The sequence below is a fragment of the Microbacterium sp. LS_15 genome (genome assembly GCF_041954735.1).
Lineage (GTDB): Bacteria > Actinomycetota > Actinomycetes > Actinomycetales > Microbacteriaceae > Microbacterium.
This window is the reverse complement of record NZ_JAVAYD010000002.1, coordinates 21,637-44,150: the sequence shown is the minus strand read 5'-3', so window position 1 is coordinate 44,150 and position 22,514 is coordinate 21,637. Positions and strand designations below refer to the sequence as shown.

General features: G+C 70.3%; 20 protein-coding genes. 15 read left to right on the top strand and 5 right to left on the bottom strand.

The window, feature by feature from the left end:
- Positions 1–25 precede the first annotated feature (25 nt).
- Entirely contained in the window at positions 26–1,333 is a 1,308-nt protein-coding gene (locus tag RAC69_RS04315; protein WP_375085369.1) for a glutamyl-tRNA reductase, read from the bottom strand.
- 62 nt (positions 1,334–1,395) lie between these two features.
- On the opposite strand from RAC69_RS04315, the gene hemE reads away from it, so the two are divergent.
- Positions 1,396–2,418: a uroporphyrinogen decarboxylase gene (gene hemE, locus RAC69_RS04310; protein ID WP_375085367.1), complete on the top strand. Its 1,023-nt coding sequence runs from the start codon at positions 1,396–1,398 to the stop codon at positions 2,416–2,418.
- Between the two features lie 45 nt (positions 2,419–2,463).
- On the opposite strand, the gene RAC69_RS04305 is transcribed toward hemE, so the two are convergent.
- Positions 2,464–3,372, bottom strand: coding sequence for an NAD(P)H-binding protein (locus RAC69_RS04305; RefSeq protein ID WP_375085365.1), 909 nt, complete (start codon positions 3,370–3,372; stop codon positions 2,464–2,466).
- Between the two features lie 66 nt (positions 3,373–3,438).
- Between RAC69_RS04305 and RAC69_RS04300 the strand changes: the two genes are divergently transcribed.
- From RAC69_RS04300 to hemL, 10 genes are all read left to right on the top strand, one after another.
- A complete protein-coding gene (locus tag RAC69_RS04300; protein ID WP_375085363.1) occupies positions 3,439–3,777 on the top strand; it encodes a metalloregulator ArsR/SmtB family transcription factor in 339 nt (112 codons plus the stop codon).
- A 53-nt stretch (positions 3,778–3,830) separates the two neighbouring features.
- Positions 3,831–5,345 carry a protoporphyrinogen/coproporphyrinogen oxidase gene (locus RAC69_RS04295; RefSeq protein WP_375085362.1) on the top strand — a complete coding sequence of 505 codons (1,515 nt, stop codon included), beginning with the start codon at positions 3,831–3,833 and terminating at the stop codon, positions 5,343–5,345.
- Positions 5,346–5,523: 178 nt separating this feature from the next.
- Complete coding sequence (locus RAC69_RS04290; protein WP_375085361.1) at positions 5,524–5,934, top strand: hypothetical protein; 411 nt, start codon at positions 5,524–5,526, stop codon at positions 5,932–5,934.
- Between the two features lies 1 nt (position 5,935).
- Positions 5,936–6,343: a phage holin family protein gene (locus RAC69_RS04285; protein WP_341933207.1), complete on the top strand. Its 408-nt coding sequence runs from the start codon at positions 5,936–5,938 to the stop codon at positions 6,341–6,343.
- The gene (locus tag RAC69_RS04280; protein WP_375085359.1) at positions 6,330–6,635 is read left to right on the top strand and encodes a hypothetical protein; all 306 of its coding nucleotides are present in this window, start codon (positions 6,330–6,332) and stop codon (positions 6,633–6,635) included. The genes RAC69_RS04285 and RAC69_RS04280 overlap by 14 nt, the downstream gene beginning before the upstream one ends.
- Before the next feature lie 100 nt (positions 6,636–6,735).
- Positions 6,736–7,413 (top strand): hydrogen peroxide-dependent heme synthase, encoded by a 678-nt coding sequence (hemQ, locus tag RAC69_RS04275; protein WP_341933209.1) that lies wholly within the window; start codon positions 6,736–6,738, stop codon positions 7,411–7,413.
- 25 nt (positions 7,414–7,438) lie between these two features.
- On the top strand, positions 7,439–8,434 hold the full coding sequence (gene hemC, locus RAC69_RS04270; protein WP_375085800.1) for a hydroxymethylbilane synthase: 996 nt from the start codon (positions 7,439–7,441) through the stop codon (positions 8,432–8,434).
- A complete protein-coding gene (locus RAC69_RS04265) occupies positions 8,431–9,222 on the top strand; it encodes a uroporphyrinogen-III synthase (protein WP_341933211.1) in 792 nt (263 codons plus the stop codon). Before hemC ends, RAC69_RS04265 begins: the two co-directional genes overlap by 4 nt.
- Positions 9,219–10,196 carry a porphobilinogen synthase gene (gene hemB, locus RAC69_RS04260; protein WP_375085357.1) on the top strand — a complete coding sequence of 326 codons (978 nt, stop codon included), beginning with the start codon at positions 9,219–9,221 and terminating at the stop codon, positions 10,194–10,196. Before RAC69_RS04265 ends, hemB begins: the two co-directional genes overlap by 4 nt.
- Before the next feature lie 72 nt (positions 10,197–10,268).
- A complete protein-coding gene (gene hemL / locus RAC69_RS04255) occupies positions 10,269–11,597 on the top strand; it encodes a glutamate-1-semialdehyde 2,1-aminomutase (protein WP_375085355.1) in 1,329 nt (442 codons plus the stop codon).
- A 17-nt stretch (positions 11,598–11,614) separates the two neighbouring features.
- Here hemL and RAC69_RS04250 read toward each other — a convergent pair whose 3' ends face one another.
- Positions 11,615–13,012 (bottom strand): DUF222 domain-containing protein, encoded by a 1,398-nt coding sequence (locus RAC69_RS04250; RefSeq protein ID WP_375085353.1) that lies wholly within the window; start codon positions 13,010–13,012, stop codon positions 11,615–11,617.
- Between the two features lie 145 nt (positions 13,013–13,157).
- Here RAC69_RS04250 and RAC69_RS04245 point away from each other — a divergent pair, with 145 nt between their 5' ends.
- Positions 13,158–13,607, top strand: a complete 450-nt coding sequence (locus RAC69_RS04245; RefSeq protein ID WP_341933215.1) for a hypothetical protein — start codon at positions 13,158–13,160, stop codon at positions 13,605–13,607.
- A gap of 73 nt (positions 13,608–13,680) precedes the next feature.
- Here the strand turns inward: RAC69_RS04245 and RAC69_RS04240 are convergent, their stop codons facing one another.
- Positions 13,681–15,393 carry an ATP-binding cassette domain-containing protein gene (locus tag RAC69_RS04240; RefSeq protein ID WP_375085351.1) on the bottom strand — a complete coding sequence of 571 codons (1,713 nt, stop codon included), beginning with the start codon at positions 15,391–15,393 and terminating at the stop codon, positions 13,681–13,683.
- A 121-nt stretch (positions 15,394–15,514) separates the two neighbouring features.
- On the opposite strand from RAC69_RS04240, the gene RAC69_RS04235 reads away from it, so the two are divergent.
- From RAC69_RS04235 to RAC69_RS04225, 3 genes are all read left to right on the top strand, one after another.
- Complete coding sequence (locus RAC69_RS04235) at positions 15,515–16,576, top strand: enoyl-CoA hydratase/isomerase family protein (RefSeq protein WP_375085349.1); 1,062 nt, start codon at positions 15,515–15,517, stop codon at positions 16,574–16,576.
- A 199-nt stretch (positions 16,577–16,775) separates the two neighbouring features.
- A complete protein-coding gene (locus RAC69_RS04230; RefSeq protein ID WP_341933218.1) occupies positions 16,776–18,503 on the top strand; it encodes an ABC transporter ATP-binding protein in 1,728 nt (575 codons plus the stop codon).
- On the top strand, positions 18,500–20,731 hold the full coding sequence (locus RAC69_RS04225; protein WP_375085346.1) for an ABC transporter ATP-binding protein: 2,232 nt from the start codon (positions 18,500–18,502) through the stop codon (positions 20,729–20,731). Before RAC69_RS04230 ends, RAC69_RS04225 begins: the two co-directional genes overlap by 4 nt.
- A 183-nt stretch (positions 20,732–20,914) precedes the next feature.
- Here RAC69_RS04225 and RAC69_RS04220 read toward each other — a convergent pair whose 3' ends face one another.
- Positions 20,915–22,435: a D-alanyl-D-alanine carboxypeptidase family protein gene (locus tag RAC69_RS04220; RefSeq protein ID WP_375085344.1), complete on the bottom strand. Its 1,521-nt coding sequence runs from the start codon at positions 22,433–22,435 to the stop codon at positions 20,915–20,917.
- Positions 22,436–22,514: the final 79 nt, after the last annotated feature.

Sequence of the window (22,514 nt, the reverse complement as noted above, 5' to 3'; positions counted from 1 at the left end):
GAAAGCGGAGTCTGTGCAGAGGAGGTCAGGCCGTTGCGACGTCGTCGTCCATCGACGAGTGGGCGGGCTGCACCGGCTCGATGCCGTACAGCGTCGTGAGCGCGGCGGCGAAGTCGTCTGCCCGACCGGAGGCCGCGAGCTCGTGCGCGCGGGCGGTGGGGGTGTGCAGCAGCACGCCGGTGAGATGGCGCAGAGCCTGCTCGACCTTGCCGTCCTCATCGCCGCGCGCACGGGCGCGCTCGATCTCCGAGTCCAGGAGCGAGAAGATGTGCGACCGCAGGGCGATGACCGACGGCGTCACGCTCTGCCGACTCCCGACGACGTGGAAGGTGTCGGCGGCTTCGCGCACGACGGTGCGCGCGGCATCCGTCGCCTGGAGCTCTTCCAGCGGTGCGTGCAGACTGATGGTCTCGAGGTCGAGCAGCGCGACACCCTCGAGAGAGGCGACGGCGGGGTCGACGTTGCGCGGCATGCCGAGGTCGATCACGAGCTGGCTGTGCGCGCCGACGGGGCATCCGTGGGGCGCTGCACCGGCCGGCGCCTGCAGGTGCGCGGGGGTGAGCACGGGCTCGGTCGCGGTCGTGCAGGTGATGAGCAGGTTCGAATGCGCGGCGGTGCGCGCGTAGTCGGCCGCGGGGACGGCGCGGATGCCGTGCTTCGCGGCGAACTTCTCCGCCCGGCCGGAGGGCGAGTAGACGGAGATGTCTACGGCGCCGCGCTCGCGCAGCGTGGCGAGGGTCACGGCAGCGTAGGCGCCGGTCCCGACGAGCAGCACGCGCTCGGCCGACCAGTCTGCGATACGACTGTCGGCCAGTTCGAGAGCAAGGCGCACGAGCGATCGGCCGGCGCGCCCGAGCGCGGTGACGTTCTTGACCTTGCGCTGCGCTTGGCTCGCACGCTGGAAGAGGCGCTCGAGTTCGGGGGAGGTGGTTCCCTCCTTGCGGGCGGCCTTGAGTGCGCGGCGCACCTGGCCGGCGATCTCGCCTTCGCCCGACACGACGGATTCGAGGCCGGAGGCGACGGAGAAGAGGTGCTCGGCCACGTGGCGACCGGAGTGCACCTCATAAGCGCCGTCGAGTTCGGCGGTGCTGATGCCGGTGGCGGATTCGACCGCTTCGAGCACGGCCTCGACGCCGATGGCGCCCGCAGCGGTGACGGGCTCATCCATCTCCACGTACGCCTCGAACCGGTTGCACGTCGCGAGGACGACCGCACCCTGCACGCACGACGCAGTGTCCACCACGGTGGAGGCGACGTCGTCGGGGGTGCGGCTCAGGCGTTCGAGCAGTTCGAAGGAGGCGGTCTTGTGACTCGCCGTGACACACAGCAGCACCCGACAAGTCTACCCCTCCTCGCGCACAGGTCGGCCTCCGCGAGGGATGGGAGGATGGACGCATGGCCCTCTCCGACGCTCCGCTGGTGCGCGCCCTCACCGGCCCCCGCCCCGATCGCACCCCTGTCTGGTTCATGCGGCAGGCGGGCCGATCGCTGCCCGAGTACCGCGAGCTGCGGGTGGGGACGCGGATGCTCGACGCGTGCCTCACTCCCGAGCTCGCCGCCGAGATCACGCTGCAGCCCGTGCGCAGGCACGGCGTCGACGCGGCCGTGTTCTTCAGCGACATCGTCATCCCGCTGCGCCTCGCCGGTGTGGACGTCGAGATCGAGCCAGGACGCGGCCCGGTCTTCGCGAACCCCGTGCGCACGGTCGAGGACGTCGATCGCATCACGGCCATCGACCCGGCGTCCCTCGACGGCGAGGCCGTCGCCGAGGCGGTCCGCATCGTCACGGCCGAGCTCGGCGAGACGCCGGTGATCGGATTCGCGGGGGCTCCCTTCACCCTCGCCGCCTACCTCGTCGAGGGCGGTCCGTCGAAGGAGCACCTGCGCGCCAGGGCGATGATGCACGCCGATCCCGACGCCTGGAACCGCCTCGCGGGCTGGCTGGCCCTGGTGTCCCGCCGGTTCCTCGAGATCCAGCGCGACGCGGGGGCCTCCGTCGTCCAGCTCTTCGATTCGTGGGCCGGCTCATTGAGCCGCGCGGACTACCTCGCCTTCGTGGCCCCGCACTCGCGCACGGCGCTGGAGGGCATCGGCATCCCGACCATCCACTTCGGGGTCGGCACCGGACCGTTCCTCGCGGACATGCGCCTCGACGGGATCGCCGACGGCGTCGGCGTGGACTGGCGGGTGCCGCTCGACGAAGCGGCGGCGCTCGTCGGGCCCGAGACCTCGCTGCAGGGAAACATCGACCCGGCGCTGCTCTCGGCGCCGTGGCCGGTGCTCGAGGGGCACGTTCGCGATGTCGTCGAGCGCGGTCGTGCGGCGCGCGGTCACATCCTCAATCTCGGACACGGCGTCCCGCCCGAGACCGACCCCGATCAGCTCACCCGCGTCGTGGAGCTCGTCCACTCCCTCTGAGGCCGCGCCGCTCGCGGCGGGGGCGTGGAACAGCACGGCGCCCGGTCAGGCGCCGTGCGCGCGGGAGCCGCGCACTCGTCGAACGAGTCGCAGATCGTCGAGCGTGAAGCGTCCGGCGGGCATCGCGGCGCGGATCCGCTCGTCCGTGAAGGAGCGAGAGGGGCGGATGCCGTGCGGCGGCTCAGGTGCGGGCGGTGCCGCCTCGCTCACTCCTTCCGTCAGCATCCGCGCCTGAGCCTTGGCGACGAGGGGCACGACCATCACCCATTCGGTGAGCTGCGCGAGGATGCGGATCATCCACGGCGGTACGGGTACGTACGCGGGGCGCCGCCCGGCAAAGCGGGCGATGCGACGGATGGCCTCGCCGAGCGTCACCTCGTCGGCGCCCATGACCGCCACGGTCGGCTCTGAGATGCGGCCTTCGACGGCGGCTGTGAGCACGTCGACGGCGTCGTCGAGCGGCACGGGGCGCGCCGTGCGCTCCCGGAAACCGACCGTCCAGAACAGCGGCAGGCTCCGCACGGCCCGGGTGACGTGATCGACCATGTGGTCGCCGGGCCCGTAGATCATCCCTAACTTGAGGATCGTGTGCGGAATGCCGGAGGCGCGGACGATCTCCTCCGCCGCCCATTTCGTCTCGTGGTATCCGGAGCCGCAGTCGGGGCGCGCGCGGAGGAAGCTCACCATGACGATCCTGCGCACCCCTGCCCGTCGCGCCGCCTCGACGACGGCGCGCGTGCCCTCGACATGCACGCGGCGGAAGGTCTGGTCGCCGATCTCGCGGTTGATGCCGGCGCAGTGGGCGACGACCTCGCACCCCGCGAACGCGGCGGTGAGCGCCTCGACATCGTCGATCTCCACTCCGGTGCGACGTGACAGGGCGACCGCGTCCGGCAGTCGTTCGGCGAGGTGGCGACCGAGGAATCCGGTGCCTCCGGTGATGGCGACTCGCATCTTGCACTCCTTCGCTCATTAGCTCTTGGGCTAAACAGTATCTAGCAGAGGTGCTATATTGCAAACATGACAGATAGCGCGTCCGACATCTTCGCCGCGCTGGCCCACCCCACGCGCAGGCAGATCCTGCAGGACCTCAAAGAGGGCGAGCTGGCGGCGGGCGAGATCGCGTCGCGGTTCTCGTCAAGCGGTCCCACGATCTCGCGGCACCTGTCCGTGCTCCGACAGGCCGGCCTCGTCACCGAGCGGCGCGAAGCGAACCGCATCCTCTACTCCCTGGTCGGCGAACGGCTCGCTCTGTCGGTCGGCGACTTCCTCTCCACGGTCTGCCCTGAGCAGATCGTGCTGCGCGAGATCCGTAAGCGCGGATCGGGGCGCGATGAGGTCGCACCGGCCGAGGCGTGAATCCACGGCCCTCCCGGACGGTCCGCTCAGGGGGCGGTGCGAGGATTGAGGGCATGAGCCACGAGCCAGCCCCCTCGGATCAGACGCCCCGCCCCGACCCCGCGGAACTGGCAGAACGCGCATCGCACCGCCATGTCGTCGTGATCGGCGGGGGAGTCGGCGGACTCATCGCGGCCCGTGAGTGCGTCAAGGTCGGCATGCGCGTCACGGTGTTGGAAGCGGCGGATGCCGTCGGCGGCGCGATCCGCCGGACCGAACTCGACGGCGTGGTGCTGGATGCGGGCGCCGAGAGCTACGCCACGCGAGGCGGGCACGTGCGGGCTCTCGTCACGGAGCTCGGCCTGGCCGACCGGATCGTGAGGCCCGCCGCGGGAGGGGCCTGGGTCTCCGGCATCCCGGGTGTGGGCGCGGCGCCGCTGCCGGCGGGCGGCATCCTCGGCATCCCGAGCAACCCCTTCCAGGAGGACGTGCGTCGAGTGATCGGATGGTCGGGCGTGTGGCGCGCGTATCTCGACCGCGTGCGCCCTCCGCTGACGATCGGGCACAGCCACAGTCTCGGCAAGCTGGTCGCGTCGCGCATGGGCGCCAAGGTGCGGGATCGTCTCGTCGCACCCGTCACGACGGGCGTGTACTCGGCGTCGCCGGATGACGTTGACGTCGACGTCGCAGCGCCGGGGCTGAACGCGGCCCTCACGAGCGTCGGCTCTCTGTCGGGCGCCGTGCAGGCGCTCCGCGACGAGGGCGCGGCGAAGGCCGCGAAGGCGCAGACTCCCGGCGCGGCGGTCGAGGGGCTCGTCGGCGGCATGTCGGTGCTGTCCGACGCACTCGTCGCAGACATCGAGAAGCTCGGCGGGGTCGTGCGCACCGGCATCCGTGTCACCGATGTCTCGCGTGACGGCGACGTCTGGACGGTGCGGACCGATGCCGATGCCGATGCCGATGAGGAGGCCGATCTCGCCGAGCTCACCGCCGACGGCGTCGTCGTCGCGACCTCCGAGTCCGTGGCCCGCGAGCTGCTCGTCGCTGCCGCACCCGCGCTCGCCGCGACCGAGACCGCGACCGCTCCCGAGATCGAGATCGTGACCCTGCTGCTTCGGGCGTCGTCGCTCAGCGGCGCCCCTCGGGGCACCGGGGTCCTGACGGTGCCGGGCAGCCACACCGCGAAGGCGCTCACCCATTCGACGGCGAAGTGGGAGTGGGTGCGTGAGGCCGCCGGAGACCGGCACGTCGTGCGGGTGTCGTTCGGCGCTCAGGGGGAGCCGGCCGCGACGTCGACCCTCGACGACGACGGGGCCGCGCGGTTGGCGCTCCGTGAGGCGGCCGCGCTGCTCGGTCTCCCCCTCCGGGACGGGGATCTCGTGGCCGCGCATCGGTCGCGCTTCGTGCAGTCGCAGCCCGCCTCGATCATCGGGTCGGCGGAACGCCGTGACGCTGCGCGCACCGCTGTGCAGGCCGTCCCCGGACTCGCTGCCGTCGGCGCCTGGCTCGCCGGCACCGGACTGGCCCAGGTGGTGCCGGATGCCGTCGACGAGGCCGACCGCCTCCGCCGGGCGCTGCTCTGGGACTGAGCCGACGCGCCGCGGACCAGCGAGCGCGGCGCACGTGACCGCTTCGCGCCCATCTGTCAACCCTCCCCCTGATAGATGCCGAAAACGGCATACGGCGTTACGCTGGACACCTGTCAGGCGGCGCCGAGCCGTCGGTTCGCCCATCGGCGTTCACACCGGAACAACGTGAGGAGACCCCATGAAGGGGAAGATCGGACTCGTCGTAGGACTCGGCGTGGGATACGTGCTCGGAACACGCGCAGGACGCGAGCGCTATGAGCAGATCAAGACGCAGTGGCTCAAGGTCTGGAACCTCGACCCGGTGCAGGAGCAGGTCGAGAAGGCGAAGGGATTCATCGGCGACAAGGCTGCTGCGGTCCCCGGCGCGATCTGGACCGGCGTGCAGAAGGTCGTGAAGTCGGCGAGCGGCAACGGTACCCCCGGCCAGCGCCTCGATTCCGCGGTCGCCGCGGGTCGCAAGGCGGCGGAGGACGTGGTCGACGCGACCGAGGATGCCGTGGACGAGGCCAAGGCGAACGCCGAGAAGCCCGCTGCGAAGAAGCCTGCCGCCAAGAAGCCGGCGTCGTCGTCTGTGAAGACCGGGAGCTGACATGGCTCGCGGATACCGCGATCGCGCCGAGGACAGCCTGCTGTCGCTGATCGGCGATCTGCCCGAACTCATCGGCAACCTCGTCAAGGCCGAGATCGACGCGGCCAAGGTGTGGATCTCGAAGACGGCGAAGGACGCCGGGATCGGCTCCGTCTGGTTCCTCGTCGCGCTGTTCTTCCTGTTCTGGGCCGTGCCGGTGATCCTCGTGTTCGCGATCGCGGGGTTGTCGTCGTGGTGGCCGGTGTGGCTCTCGGCGCTGGCCGTGCTCGGCATCCTGATCCTCGCCGTGCTGTTCTTCGCGCTGCTCGGCATCCTGAAGTTCCGCAAGGTGCTCCGTCGCCAGAATCCCGCCCAGGCGGTCGGCGATGACATCCGAATCGTGAAGGAAGCCGGCGATGACGAACTCTGAGATCTCGCGGCGCCGCACGGCGCCGACCATGGACACGCTGCCGAAGACCGCCGTTCCCGCAGGGATCGTCGACGCCCGGGAGTCGGCGCGGGCCGAGCTGAAGGCCGCCCTCGCCGCGATCGAGGTCAAGGCCAACTTCCCGCGTCGCATCGACAAGGCGTCGAAGCGCGCCGTGGCGAAGGCGCGCGTGTTCGCCGACCGGAACCCCGTGGCGGCGGTCGCGGCCGCGGTCGCGGTGGCCGCCGTCGTCGGGGGAGCCGTCTGGGTCATCGCCAGGGCCGTCTCGCGCTGACACGCCCCGTCGCCCCTGCGTGGAGGACGCGGTAGGACGAGACCCGCAGAGCGACACCGGGGGTTCGCCACCACTCCGCAAAAGGGGGCAGACTGGATCCATGTCCGTTGAGCACGAAGAGAACCCGTCCGGCTTCACTCTGTGGGCCGTGTGGCGACGCAATCCTGACGCCCCGGTGACCGAGGCCGACTCCACCGAACTCGAGACGATCGTCTCGTACATCGAGGATTCCGGCGTCACCGTGCGCGGTTTCTACGACGTCTCCGGGCTCAAGGCGGACGCCGATCTCATGGTCTGGCTGCACGGCGACACCGCCGAGGAGCTGCAGCGGGCGCTGCGCCGTCTGCGCCGCACGGAGCTGCTGCGCACGCTGCTGCCGGTCTGGAACGTCATGGGCGTGCACCGCGACGCCGAGTTCAATCGCTCTCACGTCCCGGGTTTCCTGCGCGGCGTCGAGCCGAAGGACTGGCTGTGCCTGTACCCGTTCGTGCGGACCCCGGAGTGGTACCTCGCGCCCGAGGGGGAGCGTCGCGCGATGCTCGCCGACCACGGACGCAAGGGGGCCGCGTTCACCGGTGTGATCGCGAACACGGTCGCCGCGTTCGCGCTCGGCGACTACGAGTGGATCCTCCCGATGGAGGCCGACGACGTGACCGACCTCGTCGACATGATGCGCGACCTGCGGTACACCGACGCGCGCCTGTTCGTGAAGGAGGAGGTGCCCTTCTACACCGGCCGCCGTCTGCGCTTCGACGAGATCGCGGACGTGCTGCAGTAGGTCTCCCATGAGCACTTCGTCTTCGCTGTCCTCCCCGATCCGGCTGGGCACCCGTCGCAGCGCGCTCGCGCAGGCGCAGTCCGGTCATGTCGCCGCCGCCCTCGAGAAGGTGTCGGGTCGCCGCGTCGAGCTCGTGCCGATCACGAGCGAGGGCGACACGAACCGCGCCTCGCTGTCGGAGATCGGCGGCCAGGGCATCTTCGCGACTCGACTGCGCGAGGCGCTGTTCGCCGGTGAGTGCGACGTCCTCGTGCACTCGCTCAAGGATCTGCCGACGGCGATCCCCGACGGGTTGACGATTGCGGCGACCCCGCCGCGCGTCGACGCCCGTGACGTCGCGATCACGCGGGCTGGCACACCGCTGCACGAGCTGCGCACCGGCAGCACGGTCGGTACCGGCTCGCCGCGGCGTATCGCGCAGGTGCGCAGGCGTGCACCGCACGCGCAGGTCGTCGACATCCGCGGCAACGTCGACTCGCGTCTGCAGCGCGTGGCCTCGGGAGAACTGGATGCCGTGATCCTGGCGGCTGCGGGGCTCTCGCGCCTCGGCAGCGACTCCCCGCTGCGCCGCGAGGAGCTCGGACTGGCCGAGTGGCCGACGGCGCCAGGGCAAGGAGCGCTCGGCGTCGAGACGCTGGCGGATGCACCCGCTGAGCTGCTGGAGACGCTCGCGGCGCTCGACGATCACGACACCCGACTTGCGGTGACGGTCGAGCGTGCCGTTCTCGAGGGTCTGGACGCCGGATGCCAGGCGCCGATGGCCGCGCACGCCGTTCTTTCGGGCGATGAGATCCGCGTCAGGACGGTCGTGTACGCCCCCGAGGGCGGGCGTCGGATCGGGCTCGACGTCACCGAGGTGCTGAACGGGGAGTATATTCGTCGGAACGGCAGTGGCAATGATGCGGATGCTGCCGATGGTGCAGACCCGATGCACGCAGCGCGCGAGCTCGGGTTGACTCTTGCCCGTCGGCTGCTCGAACAGGGGGCGGCTGACCTCGTCTCCCGAGAGCATTCTTCATGACTGATTCGAAGCAGGACCGACCGCTGAGCGGGTGGCGCATTCTCGTGCCCCGCGGCGGACCGTGGGGCGATGGCGTCGCCGCGAGTCTGCGAGCCCAGGGGGCGGTTCCCGTGGTGGCGCCCCTCATCAACTTCGCGCCGACGACCGACCAGGCGGCGCTCGATGTCGCGCTGGCGCAGCTCGCCGACGGCGTGTACGACTGGCTGACCGTGACGAGTGCGACGACCGTCGACGTGATGTTCGCTCATCGCGCCGTCGTGCCCCGCAGCACGAAGATCGCGGCGGTGGGCGAGACGACCGCAGCCGCGTTGCAGGCCGTCGGGTACGAGGTCGCCCTCGTGCCCGAGCAGGACAACTCCGCCGAGGGGATGGCGGAGCAGCTCATCGCTCTCGAGACCGAGCCCCGGCGCATCCTCGCCCTGCGGAGTGAGATCGCGAAGCCCGTGCTGAGCGTGCTGCTGCAGGAGGCAGGGCATGACGTCGACAGCGTCGTCGCGTACCGCACGGTGGGGGTGCCGGTCACGGATCGCATCAAGCGCGACGTCGAGAACGGGCGCATCAACGCGATCCTCATCACGAGCGGGTCGGTCGCCGCGCAGGTGCGCGAGCAGTTCCCGGAGATCCCCGACGACACTCTCCTCGCGGCGATCGGACCCCGCACCGCGCGCGATGCCGACAAGGCGGGTCTGCCGATCACGGTCATCGCCGATCGGCAGACGGTGGATGCCCTGATCGAAGCCGTGTCGAGCTTCACGCTTCCGCACGCGGCGGACGAGCTGGCGCCATGAGTTTTCCCGATGTGAGGATGCGTCGGCTGCGTCAATCGCCGGCGATGCGCGGTCTCGTTCGGGAGACCTCCGTGGAGCCGCGCCAGCTCGTGCTGCCGCTGTTCGTGCGGGAGGGGCTGACCGAGCCGCAGCCGATCGGTTCCATGCCCGGTGTCGCCCAACACTCGCTCGACTCGCTCCGCGCGGTCGCGACGGAGGCGGCGGAGGCCGGTGTCGGCGGCGTCATGCTGTTCGGCGTGCCGGCGGTCCGCGATGCCCGGGGCTCGGGAGCGGACGACCCGAAGGGCATTCTCAACGTGGCCACGGAGGCGCTGGCCGCCGAGGTGGGCGACGCGCTGGTCGTGCAGACCGATCTCTGCCTGGACGAGTTCACCGATCACGGCCACTGCGGTGTGCTGGCAGCGGACGGCTCCGTCGACAACGACGCGACCCTGGAGCGGTACACGTCGATGGCCCTGTCGCAGGCGCGAGCCGGTTCGCAGCTGCTCGGCCTGTCGGGGATGATGGACGGCCAGGTCGCGGTGATCCGTCGCGCTCTCGACGCGGAGGGGTTCACCGACACTCTGCTGCTGGCGTACGCCGCGAAGTACGCGAGCGCGTTCTACGGCCCGTTCCGCGAGGCCGTGGACTCGCAGCTGCGGGGAGACCGGCGCACGTACCAGCTCGATCCCGGCAACCGTCGCGAGGGCGTGCGCGAGGCCGTCGTGGACGAGCAGGAGGGTGCCGACATCGTCATGGTGAAGCCGGCCATGGCCTTCCTCGATGTGCTGCGCGAGGTCCGCGATACCGTGGATGTCCCCGTGTGGGCGTACCAGGTGTCGGGCGAGTACGCGATGATCGAGGCCGCCGCGGCGAACGGCTGGATCGATCGTCGTGCGTCGATCCTCGAGTCGCTGCTGTCGATCCGTCGGGCGGGCGCGGATGCCGTGCTGACGTACTGGGCGACCGAGGCGGCTCGCTGGCTGCGCAGCTGAGTCCGGCGCCCAGCCGCGCGGGCTAGCCTGGAGGATGCCGGTATCCGCCGTGCGACGCCTGAGGAGTGTGCTGTGACCGACCGCAATGACGACCTGTTCTCCGCTGCCCGTGCGGTGATCCCCGGCGGCGTGAACTCGCCGGTGCGGGCGTACGGTTCGGTGGGCGGGACGCCGCGGTTCCTGGCGTCGGCGCGCGGTGCTCGCGTGACGGATGCCGCCGGTGCGGAGTACGTCGACCTCGTGGCGTCGTGGGGCCCCGCACTCCTCGGGCACGCCCACCCGGAGGTCGTCGCGGCCGTGCAGGAGGCCGCGAATCGGGGTCTGTCCTTCGGTGCTCCGACGGAGGGCGAGGTGGAGCTCGCGGAGCTGATCGCCGACCGTGTGCGCGTGGGCGACGCGGCACCGGTCGAGCGGGTGCGCCTCGTATCGACGGGCACCGAGGCGACGATGACGGCGATTCGACTGGCGCGGGGTGCGACCGGCCGGGACCTGCTCGTGAAGTTCGCCGGCCACTATCACGGGCATTCCGACGGACTGCTCGCGGCCGCGGGCTCGGGCGTCGCAACGCTCGCGCTCCCTGGCTCTGCGGGTGTGCCGGCTCCGATCGCCGCCCAGACGCTCGTGATCGACTACAACGACCGCGCGGCGCTGGAGGCGGTCTTCGCCGAGCACGGAGATCGGATCGCCGCCGTCATCGTCGAGGCTGCCGCCGCGAATATGGGAGTCGTGACCCCGGAGCCGGGGTTCAACCGCTTCCTCGCCGACATCGCGCACCAGCACGGCGCGCTGCTGATCCTCGACGAGGTGCTCACCGGGTTCCGGGTGCACCCGGCGGGGTACTGGGGCCTGCAGGCGGAGGCGGGCGAGGATTATCGGCCCGACATCATCACGTTCGGCAAGGTCGTCGGAGGCGGAATGCCCCTCGCCGCCCTCGGCGGACGGGCCGAGGTCATGGACATGCTCGCCCCGGTCGGTCCGGTCTACCAGGCCGGGACGCTCTCCGGGAACCCGCTGTCGGTGGCCGCGGGTCTCGCGACTCTGCGGCTCGCCACCCCCGACGTCTACGCGACAGTGGATGCCGCGGCGTCGCGCATCGCCAGCGCACTCGATGCGGCGCTGACGGATGCCGGTGTCACGCACGCGATCTCCCACGCCGGCAGCCTGTTCAGCGCGTCGTTCCGTGACGGTGCTCCCCGCGACTACGCGCAGGCTCAGGCGCAGGAGTCCTTCCGGTACGCTCCGTTCTTCCACAGCATGCGCGAACAGGGTGTCGCGCTGCCTCCGAGCGTCTTCGAGGCCTGGTTCCTCACAGCTGCTCATGGCGAGGACGAGCTGCAGCGTATCGAGGCGGCGCTTCCTGCTGCCGCCTCGGCTGCTGCTCGCGCCCTCGCGGCGAGCTGACACCCCGACGCGAGCCATCACACGAAGATCACTCGTCGTTGCGGCGAATCCCGGTAGCTCCGGCCCGATGGACTGAGCCAGTCGATTGTGCCGTCCGGCAGCTGTCGCGCCGACCACCGATGGTCGTCGGCGATGTCCGGATGCTTGAGCGCATGGTGTCCGCGGCAGAGGTGAGCGAGATTGTGGACGTCGGTGCGCCCGCCCTTCGCGTGGTCGTGGGTGTGATCGGCCTCGCATCGGTGCACCGGCATTCTGCATCCGGGAAAGCGGCAGTGCTGATCCCGCGCCCTGAGGAAACGTCGCATCGGCTCGGTCGGTGTGTACGTGTCGGTCTCGGTGACCAACCCGCTCGCGTCGAGGAACAGGCGCGACCATCCGAGGTTCCGCCCGGCGAGATCACGGGCGTGGTCGGGGTGGAGCGGTCCGTATCCGTCGAGTTCGGCGGGCCGCTCGTCGAACCCGGCGAGCGTCGTCGCCGCGATCGTGACCTGGATGCGCCCGCGGATGTTGTCGAGCCCGGGGCCGTTCGCCGGACTGGGGTCGGCTGCGAGCAGCAGGTCAGTCAATAGGTCGGCGCGCACCTGGTCGATCGTGCGCGAGTCCGCGGGGACGGCTTCGGCGTCGCTCGAGGCAGTGAGGCGCCCGGGGTCGGTCGTGAACGTGACGTCGGCGAAGATCGCCGTCCGATCGAGCGAATCGAGGCGGGGCTCGATGCCCTGATCGCCCTCCGAGGCGCACGCCTCCGGAGTCTGCCGCGCTGCCACCACTCCGCGGGCGAGCTGTGTGAGCCGGTCCATGATCGCGGCGGCGAGGTGCTCGGGCAGCACGACGGTGAGCAGCGCCAGCCCGTCGTCCACCGAGCGCATCGTCACGGCGCGCTCAGACCGCGCGCGCTCGTGCCGCTCGACCACCGTGTCGCCTGCCAGGGCCGCGGCGAGGCGCTTCACGTGAGCGGCGGTGCGGGCCGGCGTCTCTGCTTCCGCCACGACGCGCGCGGCCGTGTCGAAGGTGGCGAGTGCCGCGGCATCCGCTCGGCCGTTGTTGATCGCTTCGCGTACGATGCCACCCGCTCGGACGATCTCGCGCACATGCCCCGCGGTGATCGCTCCCTCCCGGAACGCGGCGAGCACCTCGGGATGACCCCGCTCGAGGAAGGCGGCATCGGTGAACGCGTACTCCATCGTGCTGTGCGCCACGCGACCCGCGGCGGCGTACTCCGCGACCATCGACCGGTGGATCGCGTCGCGGTGGAAGGGGTGCTCCTCGGCATCCTGTTGATCGACCCGCATCCTCTCTGCGAGAAGGTGCGACGCGTGCGCTTCGAGCGTCGCGATCCGGCGGCGGGTCTCCGTCCACGCGTCGAGAAGCGTAGCGCGCTGCTCGATGTCGGTCTCGACGACGGAGGTGGAAGCCATGCTTCGAGTTTAGTATATTTGTTCGAATCTCGAGGAGAACATCGGAATGGAGCGACGAGTATATGACGGTCGTACACAACGGATCGTTGCGGTCCTGTGAAGAAGACGCAGACAACTGGCAGGACGCCGCTGGCAGACTGGACGCATGGTGACGTTGCTGCTGGACCAGACGCAACTCGAGATCGTGCTCTCGCCGATCGAGCGTGCCGCGAGCTTCCACCGGGACAACCTGCGGATCGAGCGCGAGACCATCACCAAGGTGCAGCTCACCGACGACGCGTGGACCTGGCTGCGCGGCGTGCCGAACCCCGGAACGCACATCCCGGGTATCCTCGCGGCCGGGACCTGGAAGGCCGCGGGAAGCACCGATTTCGTGCTGATCCGTCGGCATCGACCGAGCGTGGTGATCGACCTCGACGGTGACGAGCAGTTCCGGCGCCTGATCCTCACGACCCGCCACGGGCTCTCGCTCACGCAGGCGCTGCGACTCCCTGTCTCGGAGGAACCCGCCGACGTCGAGGAGATCGTCGCCACCGCGCCGACGCCGGTGTCGAAGGCGCGCAAGCGTCCCGTCATCCGCCCCAGGCCCGCCTGAATCCCTCGGACACAGGAATGCCTCCCCGCTGATCGGCGGGGAGGCATTCGACTGTCGGGAGGGCGCGGAGCGCTCAGTCGTGACGGTGCTCGTGGTGCTCACCCTCGTGGTGCTCGTGCTCGTGGTACCCGCCCTCGTGGTGCTCACCCTCGTGGTGCTCGTGCTCGCCCCCGGCCTGCGCCTCCGCACCCTCGCCGGGCGCAGACGCGGGAACCTGGTCGATCACCCCGGTGCTGGCGACAGACCACTGGGTGTCGCCCTCGCCGGTTCGGTCGTGCTCGTCAGCATCGGGCGCGTCGCCGTGGGGGTAGTCTCGCGGCTCGTCCTCGTAATAGGCGCGTGCTGCGGCGGCCAGCATCGAGCTGACCGCGGCGGAGCGAGGATCCTCGTCGCCCTGTTCCCGGGGCTGGTCGCCCTCGTCCGCGGGCTCGTCGCCGTGTTCCTCGGGCTGGTCGCCCTGCTCGCCCGACTCGGATGCAGCGGTGTCGCCCGTTGCGTCCGTCTCGCCGAGGCTGTCGAACACATCCACGCCTGAGTCGTGTGATTCCTCCGCGGCGTCGCTGTCCTCCGGCTCATCCGTCTCGGCCTGCGTCGATCCGGCGCCGAACAGGATGTCGTCGAAAGACGGCCCGCCCTCGACGGGCGCTTCCGCGGGCGCCGCGGCCGTCGCGTCGGTCTCCGCCGCGGTGTCCGCGTCGGCCCCGGCGTTCGACGGGGCCTCGACGGCAGCCTCGGCGCCGGGTGCTTCGTCCGGCTCGGCGGCAGCGTCAGCATCCGGTTCGGCGACAGCGTCAGCATCCGGTTCAGCGACAGCGTCGGCAACCGGCGCAGCGTCGGCCTCGGCATCCGCCGCGACGTACTCGGATGCCGCGGCGACCGCGCGCGGCTCGAGTGTGCCGCCGCGGACGAGCTCGATGAAGACGTCCTCGAGCGTGGGGCCGCGCTGCACGAGCGTGGTGAGCGCGATGCCGGCCGCGGCGGCGATGGCGCCGACCCTCGCCGCGTCCCCTCCGCGGACGCGGAGTCCGGAGCGCAGCACCTCGATCTGGAACCCGGCCTCGGCCAGGGCGCTGCGCAGGGCTGCACGGTCCGCCGCGTCGACCACGACCGATCCGGCGGTGGGGTCGGCGAGCTTCTCGATGCCGCTCGACAGCATCAGCTGCCCCTTCGAGAGCACGAGCACGTTGTCGGCGACCTGCTCGACCTCGCTGAGCACGTGCGACGACACCAGCACGGTCCGTCCCTCGTCGGCGAGGCGACGCATGAGCAGGCGCATCCACCGGATGCCCTCGGGGTCGAGCCCGTTGGCCGGCTCGTCGAACACGAGGGCGCCGGGGTCGCCGAGCAGGGCGTGCGCGACGCTGAGGCGCTGCCTCATGCCGAGCGAGAAGCTGCCGACGCGTCCCTCGGCCTCGTGCTCCAGGCCGACGAGCGAGAGCACCTCGTCGACGCGCGAGAGCGGGATGCCGTTGGCCTTGGCGGCGATCGTCAGGTGGCGGGTCGCACTGCGACGGGGCCGGTAGACCGTCTCCTCGAGCACGGAGCCGATCGTGCGCAGAGGGTGGCGCAGCTCGGAATGGGCGACGCCGCCGATCGTGGCGGTTCCGCTGGTGGCGCGCACCTGTCCGAGCAGGATGCGCAGTGTCGTGGTCTTCCCGGCGCCGTTCGGGCCGAGGAAGGCGGTGACGGCTCCCGGCTCGACCCGTGCGGAGAAGTCGGACACCGCCGTCACGTCATTGAAGCGCTTCGTCACGCGCGTGAACTCGAGCACCTGTCCGTCGGGCATCCGCGACCTCTCGTTGCAATGGGCAGTTCCGTCTATCCTGCCGGAAAAGCCGTCCGATCGCGTATTTACCCCACGGACGGGTGCGAGGGCAAGCATGAATCCAGCGGGTAGCCTGGCACGCGTGACCGATTCCACCACCGCGCCCCGGGTCCTCGTCCGCACGGAGGGGGCGCTGGGACGGCTCACTCTCAACCGCCCCGAGGCGATCAACGCCCTCGACCCCGGCATGATCGACCTGCTCACCGAGGCGCTCGAGGCCTGGCGTCACGACAGCGACGTGCAGATCGTGATGATCGACGGGGCAGGGGAGCGCGGGATGTGCGCCGGGGGCGATGTGCGCGCCCTGTATTCGCAGATCGTGGCGGGCGATACCGACGTCACTGCGGAGTTCTTCCGCGCGGAGTACGCGCTCGACGCCCTCATCGCGGAGTACCCGAAGCCCGTCGTGACGATCGCCGACGGCATCACGATGGGCGGCGGGATCGGCCTCTCCGGCCACGCGGCGATCCGCATCGTGACGGAGCGCTCGAAGCTGGCGATGCCGGAGACGCGCATCGGCTTCACGCCCGACGTCGGCGGCACCTGGCTGCTCGGCCTCATGCCGGGCCGGCTCGGCGAGTACTTCGGTCTGACCGGTTCGACGATGGATGCCGCGGACGCGGTGCTGCTCGGGTTCGCCGACCACGTGGTGCCCTCCGACCGGCTCGACGCTCTGCGCGAGGCCCTCGCCTACCGCGCCGACCCGACCGGCCCCTCCGAGATCGTGCTGCTGTTCGACGAGACGCCCGAACCCTCGACGGTGCCGGCGTCGCGCGTGTGGATCGACGAGGCCTTCTCGGCCGACACGGTCGCAGAGATCGTCGAGCGGCTGCGGGCGCGCGAGGAGCAGGATGCCGCGGCCACGGCCGACCTGCTCGAGAGTCTCGCGCCGACCGCCCTGGCCGTGACGCTCGACGCCGTCCGCGAGGCGCGGGCGATGAGCAGCCTGAGGGACGCCCTCGCCGGGGAGTACCGCCGCGTGATGTGGTTCGTGATGCAGCATCCGGATCTCGTCGAGGGCATCAGGGCGCAGCTCGTCGACAAGGATCGCACCCCGAAGTGGCAGCCCTCGTCGATCGCGGAGCTCCCCGAGGATGCCGGGGCCGATGCGCGTGCATACACCCCGGAGCGCGCACTCTTCTGAGGGTGAGGCGGGGCCGCGTCTTGTTCGCCGCGGTCCAACTACTCGGGGCCTTCGATCGGCCGGTTCGCTGTGAGCGAAGGTCATCCCCGCGGGGGATACGAATGTCGGCGGTTCGTGGCACTCTTGCATGTGCGCGATCGTCGGCCCGCGTCCGCCTGCCGGGAGATCCGCCGCGTCACCCTTCATAGAAAGTCCGCCTGTGCTGGGAAAAATTCTCGTCCGCTATCTGTCCCGCTATAAGTGGCTGCTGCTCGTGGTGCTGGTCTTCCAGTTCGCGAGCGCGCTGGCCACGCTCTATCTGCCCCGTCTGAACGAAGACATCATCAACAAGGGTGTCGCGCTCTCCGACACGGGGTACATCTGGCGCACCGGCCTGTTCATGCTCGCGGTGTCGCTCGGTCAGATCGTCGCGTCGATCATCGCGACCTACTTCGCGGCCCGTGCCGCCATGGGGGCCGGTCGCGACATCCGCGCCGACGTCTTCGGCCGCGTCAGCGGCTTCTCGGAGCGCGAGGTGTCGCAGTTCGGCGCCGGCTCGCTCATCACGCGCAACACGAACGACGTGCAGCAGGTGCAGATGCTCGCGATGATGGGCGCCACGATGCTCGTCACCGCGCCGCTGCTCGCGATCGGCGGCATCATCTTCGCGATCCAGACCAATGTGGGTCTGAGCTGGCTGATCGCCGTCTCGGTGCCGCTGCTCCTCATCGTCGCCGGGCTCGTCGTGAGCCGCATGGTCCCGCTGTTCCGCAGCTACCAGGGCAAGCTCGACGCGGTGAACCGGGTGATGCGCGAGCAGCTGACCGGGGTGCGCGTCGTGCGCGCCTTCGTGCGCGAGCGCATCGAGGAGGGCCGCTTCCGCGAGGCGAACACCGACATCATGGTGGTCGGTCGCAGGGTCGGCTCGCTGTTCGTGCTGCTGTTCCCGCTGTTCATGCTGATCCTCAACGTCACCGTCGTCGCCGTCATCTGGTTCGGCGGCATCGAGGTCAACGCGGGCACGGCGCAGGTCGGCACGATCTTCGCCTTCATGCAGTACATCGGGCAGATCATGGGCGGCGTCATCATGGCCAGCTTCATGGCGATCATGATCCCGCGCGCCGCCGTCTCGGCGGAGCGCATCGGCGAGGTGCTCGAGACCGAATCGAGCATGACCCGGCCGGACGCCGGGGTCACGGAATTCCCCGACCCGGGCGCCGTCTCGTTCGACGACGTCTCCTTCACGTATCCGGGCGCGGACGCCCCGGTGCTCTCGGGGATCAGCTTCGGCGCACGACCGGGCGAGACCGTCGCGATCGTCGGTTCGACGGGTGCGGGCAAGACGACTCTCGTGTCGCTCATCCCGCGCCTCTTCGACGTCTCCGGCGGAGCCATGCTCGTGGGCGGGACCGACGTGCGCGAGGCCGACGTCGAGTCGCTGTGGGCATCGATCGGACTCGTGCCGCAGCGCCCGTTCCTCTTCACCGGCACCGTCGCGTCGAACCTCCGGTACGGCCGCGAGGATGCCACCGACGAAGATCTCTGGCACGCACTGGAGATCGCGCAGGGCCGCGATTTCGTGGAGGACATGCCCGACGGGCTCGAGTCCCGCATCGCGCAGGGCGGCACCAACGTCTCGGGCGGTCAGCGTCAGCGCCTCGCCATCGCCCGTGCGATCGTGCGCCAGCCGCAGATCCTCGTGTTCGACGACTCGTTCTCCGCGCTCGACCTCACCACCGACGCGCGGCTGCGGCAGGCGCTCTGGCGGGAGCTGCCGAACGTGACGAAGATCGTCGTGGCGCAGCGCGTCTCGACCATCACCGATGCCGACCGCATCGTCGTGCTCGAGGGCGGCACCATGGTCGGGGTCGGCACGCACGAGGAGCTGCTCGAGACGAGCACCACCTATCGAGAGATCGTCGAATCGCAGCTGGGGGTGGACGCATGAGCGACCAGAAGCCGCAGAGGGCACGGCGCCAGCGCGGGGGCGCGCCAACAGCCCCCGTCGTCGAGCGCGAGCTCTCCGACGAGGAGAAGTACGAGGCGGAACTCGCCGAGAAGGCGAGGCAGGACGGCGGCGGCTGGGACAGCGTCGCGCCCGGGAAGGCCGACAACTTCGGTCGGAGCTTCAGCCGGATGATCGGCCTGCTCAAGCCGTCGGCCGTATGGTTCGTGTTCGTGTCGATCCTCGGCGCCATCGGCGTGGTTCTCACGGTCGCAGCGCCGAAGGTGCTCGCGGAGGCGACGAACCTCATCTACACGGGCTTCATCGCCAACCAGCTGGGACAGTCGCAGGGCGACCTCCCCGGTTTCCCCGCGGGGACGCCGAAGGCCGAGGTCGTGGAGCAGCTGCGCGCCGCCGGTCAGGACGACTACGCGAACCAGGTGTCGGCACTCCACGATTTCCAGGTCGGATCCGGCATCGACTTCGACGCGCTGCGCTGGATCATCGCCGCCGTGCTGGCGATCTACATCGTGGCGGCGTTCCTCAGCTGGGTCCAGGGCTACGTCATCAACGTGATCATGGTCCGCACCATGTGGCGGCTGCGCGAGCGCGTCGAGGCGAAGATCAACCGACTGCCGCTGTCGTACTTCGACAAGGTGCAGCGCGGCGACCTGATCTCGCGCGTGACGAACGACATCGACAACATCACCCAGACCATGCAGCAGTCGCTGTCCGGTGCGCTCACCGCGGTGCTGACCGTGGTCGGCGTGCTCGTGCTGATGTTCTCGATCTCCTGGCAGCTCGCGCTCGTCGCCCTCGTGGCACTGCCTCTCATGGGCGTGATCTTCGGCGTGATCGGCCCGCGTTCGCAGAAGGCCTTCGGCACCCAGTGGCGCAAGGTCGGTCGTCTCAACGCGCGCGTCGAGGAGTCGTTCTCGGGGCACGCTCTCGTCAAGGTCTTCGGCCGGGAACAGGACGCGCTGCAGAAGTTCAAGGACGAGAACGAGGAGCTGTTCCAGGCGAGCTTCAAGGCCCAGTTCCTGTCCGGCATCATCATGCCGGCCATGACGTTCGTCGGCAGCCTCACGTATGTCGGGATCGCGGTGCTCGGCGGCCTCATGGTCGCGAGCGGTCAGCTCCGCATCGGCGACGTCCAGGCGTTCATCCAGTACTCGCAGCAGTTCACTCAGCCGCTCTCCGAGCTCGGCGGCATGGCCGCGGTCGTGCAGTCCGGCACCGCGTCGGCCGAGCGGGTGTTCGAGCTGCTCGACGCCGACGAACAGGAGGCGGATGCGAAGGACGCGCCACCGCTCGAGGAGGGCACGGGCGTCATCGAGTTCGAGAACGTGCAGTTCTCCTACACGCCGGAACGTCCGCTCATCACCGACCTGTCCTTCCGGGTCGAGCCGGGGCAGACGGTCGCGATCGTCGGTCCGACCGGAGCCGGGAAGACCACGCTCGTGAACCTCATCATGCGGTTCTACGAGCTCAGCGGCGGTCGGATCACGCTCGACGGCCAGGACATCTCGGAGATCACCCGCGACGAACTGCGGTCGCGCACCGGCATGGTGCTCCAGGACCCGTGGCTGTTCGCCGGCACCATCCGCGAGAACATCCGATACGGTCGCTCCACGGCGACCGACGAGGACGTGCTCGAGGCCGCGAAGGCGACCTACGTCGACCGGTTCGTCCACGCTCTCCCCGAGGGGTACGACACCGTGCTCGACGAGGACGCCTCGAACGTCTCCGCCGGTGAGCGTCAGCTGATCACGATCGCCCGCGCATTCGTCGCCCAGCCGTCGATCCTCATCCTCGACGAAGCCACGTCCGCGGTCGACACCCGCACCGAGCTGCTGCTGCAGAACGCGATGGCGGCACTGCGTCAGGGGCGCACGTCGTTCGTGATCGCGCACCGGCTGTCGACGATCCGCGACGCCGACCTCATCCTCGTGATGGAGCATGGCGACATCGTCGAGAAGGGCACGCACGACGAGCTCATCGCCGCGCAGGGCGCCTACTGGCGTCTGTATCAGTCGCAGTTCGAGCAGGCGGCGACCGACATCGACGCCGAAGACGCTCTCACCGGCTCGACGCCCGTGGTCGTCAGCGGCGAAGCCGAGGAGATCGCCGCCGCGCAGGTGGGCGCCTCGGTGGGAGCGCAGCAACCCGTCGCCGAGGCTGCGGCAGCCAAGGCGGTCGTCGAGCGCCCGGACGGCGAGTCACCGGCCTGACTCCGTTCTCACGGGAGCTGACTCCGTACAGACGAGAGCGCCGTGTCCCTTCGGGGCGCGGCGCTCTCGTCTGTGCGGGTGGTCACCAGGCCGCTCGCGCGCCCCGCTGAGTCGACACCGACCTCGCAGTTCCCGTGGAACTCCCGCAGCGGGTGCCAAGGGAACGGGCGCGCGGCCGGCCCGTCAGCGCTGCGCTTCGCTGATGCCGAACAGCTCGAAGGGGTGCGTGAGCCGCCACCACGGATCCGGTCCCTCGACATCGGCGTCGAGGGCGAGCGGCGTGACGACCGAGTCGAGCGGACCCGCCACCAGCAGCGTCCCGACCTCGTCGCCGTCGTCGCGGTGGTCGCCGAGATCGAACGTGGGGGTGCTCTGCGCTCCCGCGCCGTTCCACAGCACGACGTCGGAGTCCGCAGCGGTGACGATGTCGATCGTCGTGCCCCACAGCGTCGTGACGGTGCCGACGACCGTCCCCCTGGGGACGGCGGGCTCCTGCGCGGTCAGCGCGGCCTCGACCTGCGCGAAGAGCGCCCGCGTCTCCGACAGGCGCTGCTCGTCGTCGGCCTGTCCGAGCACCGCGGCGTACAGGTGCACCGTCGTGTCGTCGACCGTGATGTCCTTGGCCGTCAGCAGGTTCCAGCTCTCACCGAGGGTTCCCGTCTTCACGCCGACGACGCCGGCATCCGCGAGCATCCCGTTCGTGTTCACGACCGTGCCCGCTCCGGGCAGGTCGACCGAGGTCGTGCTGACGATGCTCGCGAACACCGGGTTCTGCATCGCGCGCTCCGCGAGGGCGACGAGCGCCTCGGGCGTCGCGGTGTTGCGGTCGTCGAAGCCCGAGGGGGTCACGACGGTGATGCCGTCGAGGCCGCGGTCGCGCAGCCACACCTGCGCGGCGGAGGCGAAGGCGGCCTCCGTCCCCCAGATCTCGCGGGCCAGCCGGTCGATGTAGTTGTTGGCCGACCCCATGAGCGTGCCCTGCAGCAGCTGATACTCGGTGAGCGTGCCGCCGACGGGCACGTCGAGCGACGACTGGTCGGAGCGTCGATACTGCCAGTAGGCGAGGTTGTCGGCGCGCGTGAACGCGAACTCCGGACCCTGTTCTCCGGGCTGCAGCGGCATCCTGTCGAGCACCATGAGGCTCGACACGACCTTGGTCACGCTCGCGATCGCTGCAGGGTCCAGCGTCGACGCCGTCGTGTTGATGCCGCCGACTCCCACGGCGGCGCTTCCCTGCGCTGGCCAGAGGATGCCGGCGGCCGGCGCGGCCGTCGACGCGAACTCCGCGGTCTGCACCGTGGGCGGGATCTCGTGCAGAGGCCAGAGCATCGTGGCTCCCGCATACGTGCCGACGAGCCCGACGAGCACGCCGATCGGCACGAGCACGCCGGCCGAGGCGGCCCGGGAACGGAGTCGGGCCCCGCGCATGATCGTGCTGGCGGGGTCAGGATCGTCATCCCCGCTGAGCGAAGGGACCGCGGTCGACTCCTCCACGGCTGTCGCGTCGACCCAGGTGAGCGCGGTGGCGCCCGTGCCGTCCTCGGCCCAGCGCGCTTCGGGGGTGCCATCGACCTCTCGCATGCCGAGTTCGTCCAGGCCGTCGCGCTCTGCCGGAGGGGCGGGGCGCGTCAACGCAGGGGTCGCGTCGCTCGTGGTCGCGGACGGTGCGACGGAGGTGGCCTCGGCGGAGTCTGGAGCGGTCACCCCCTCACGGTAACCGAATCGCCGCCGAGATCCGTGGTGCGTCGGGCGGAGGCGACACAAGTGTCGGGTGACTGGGTAA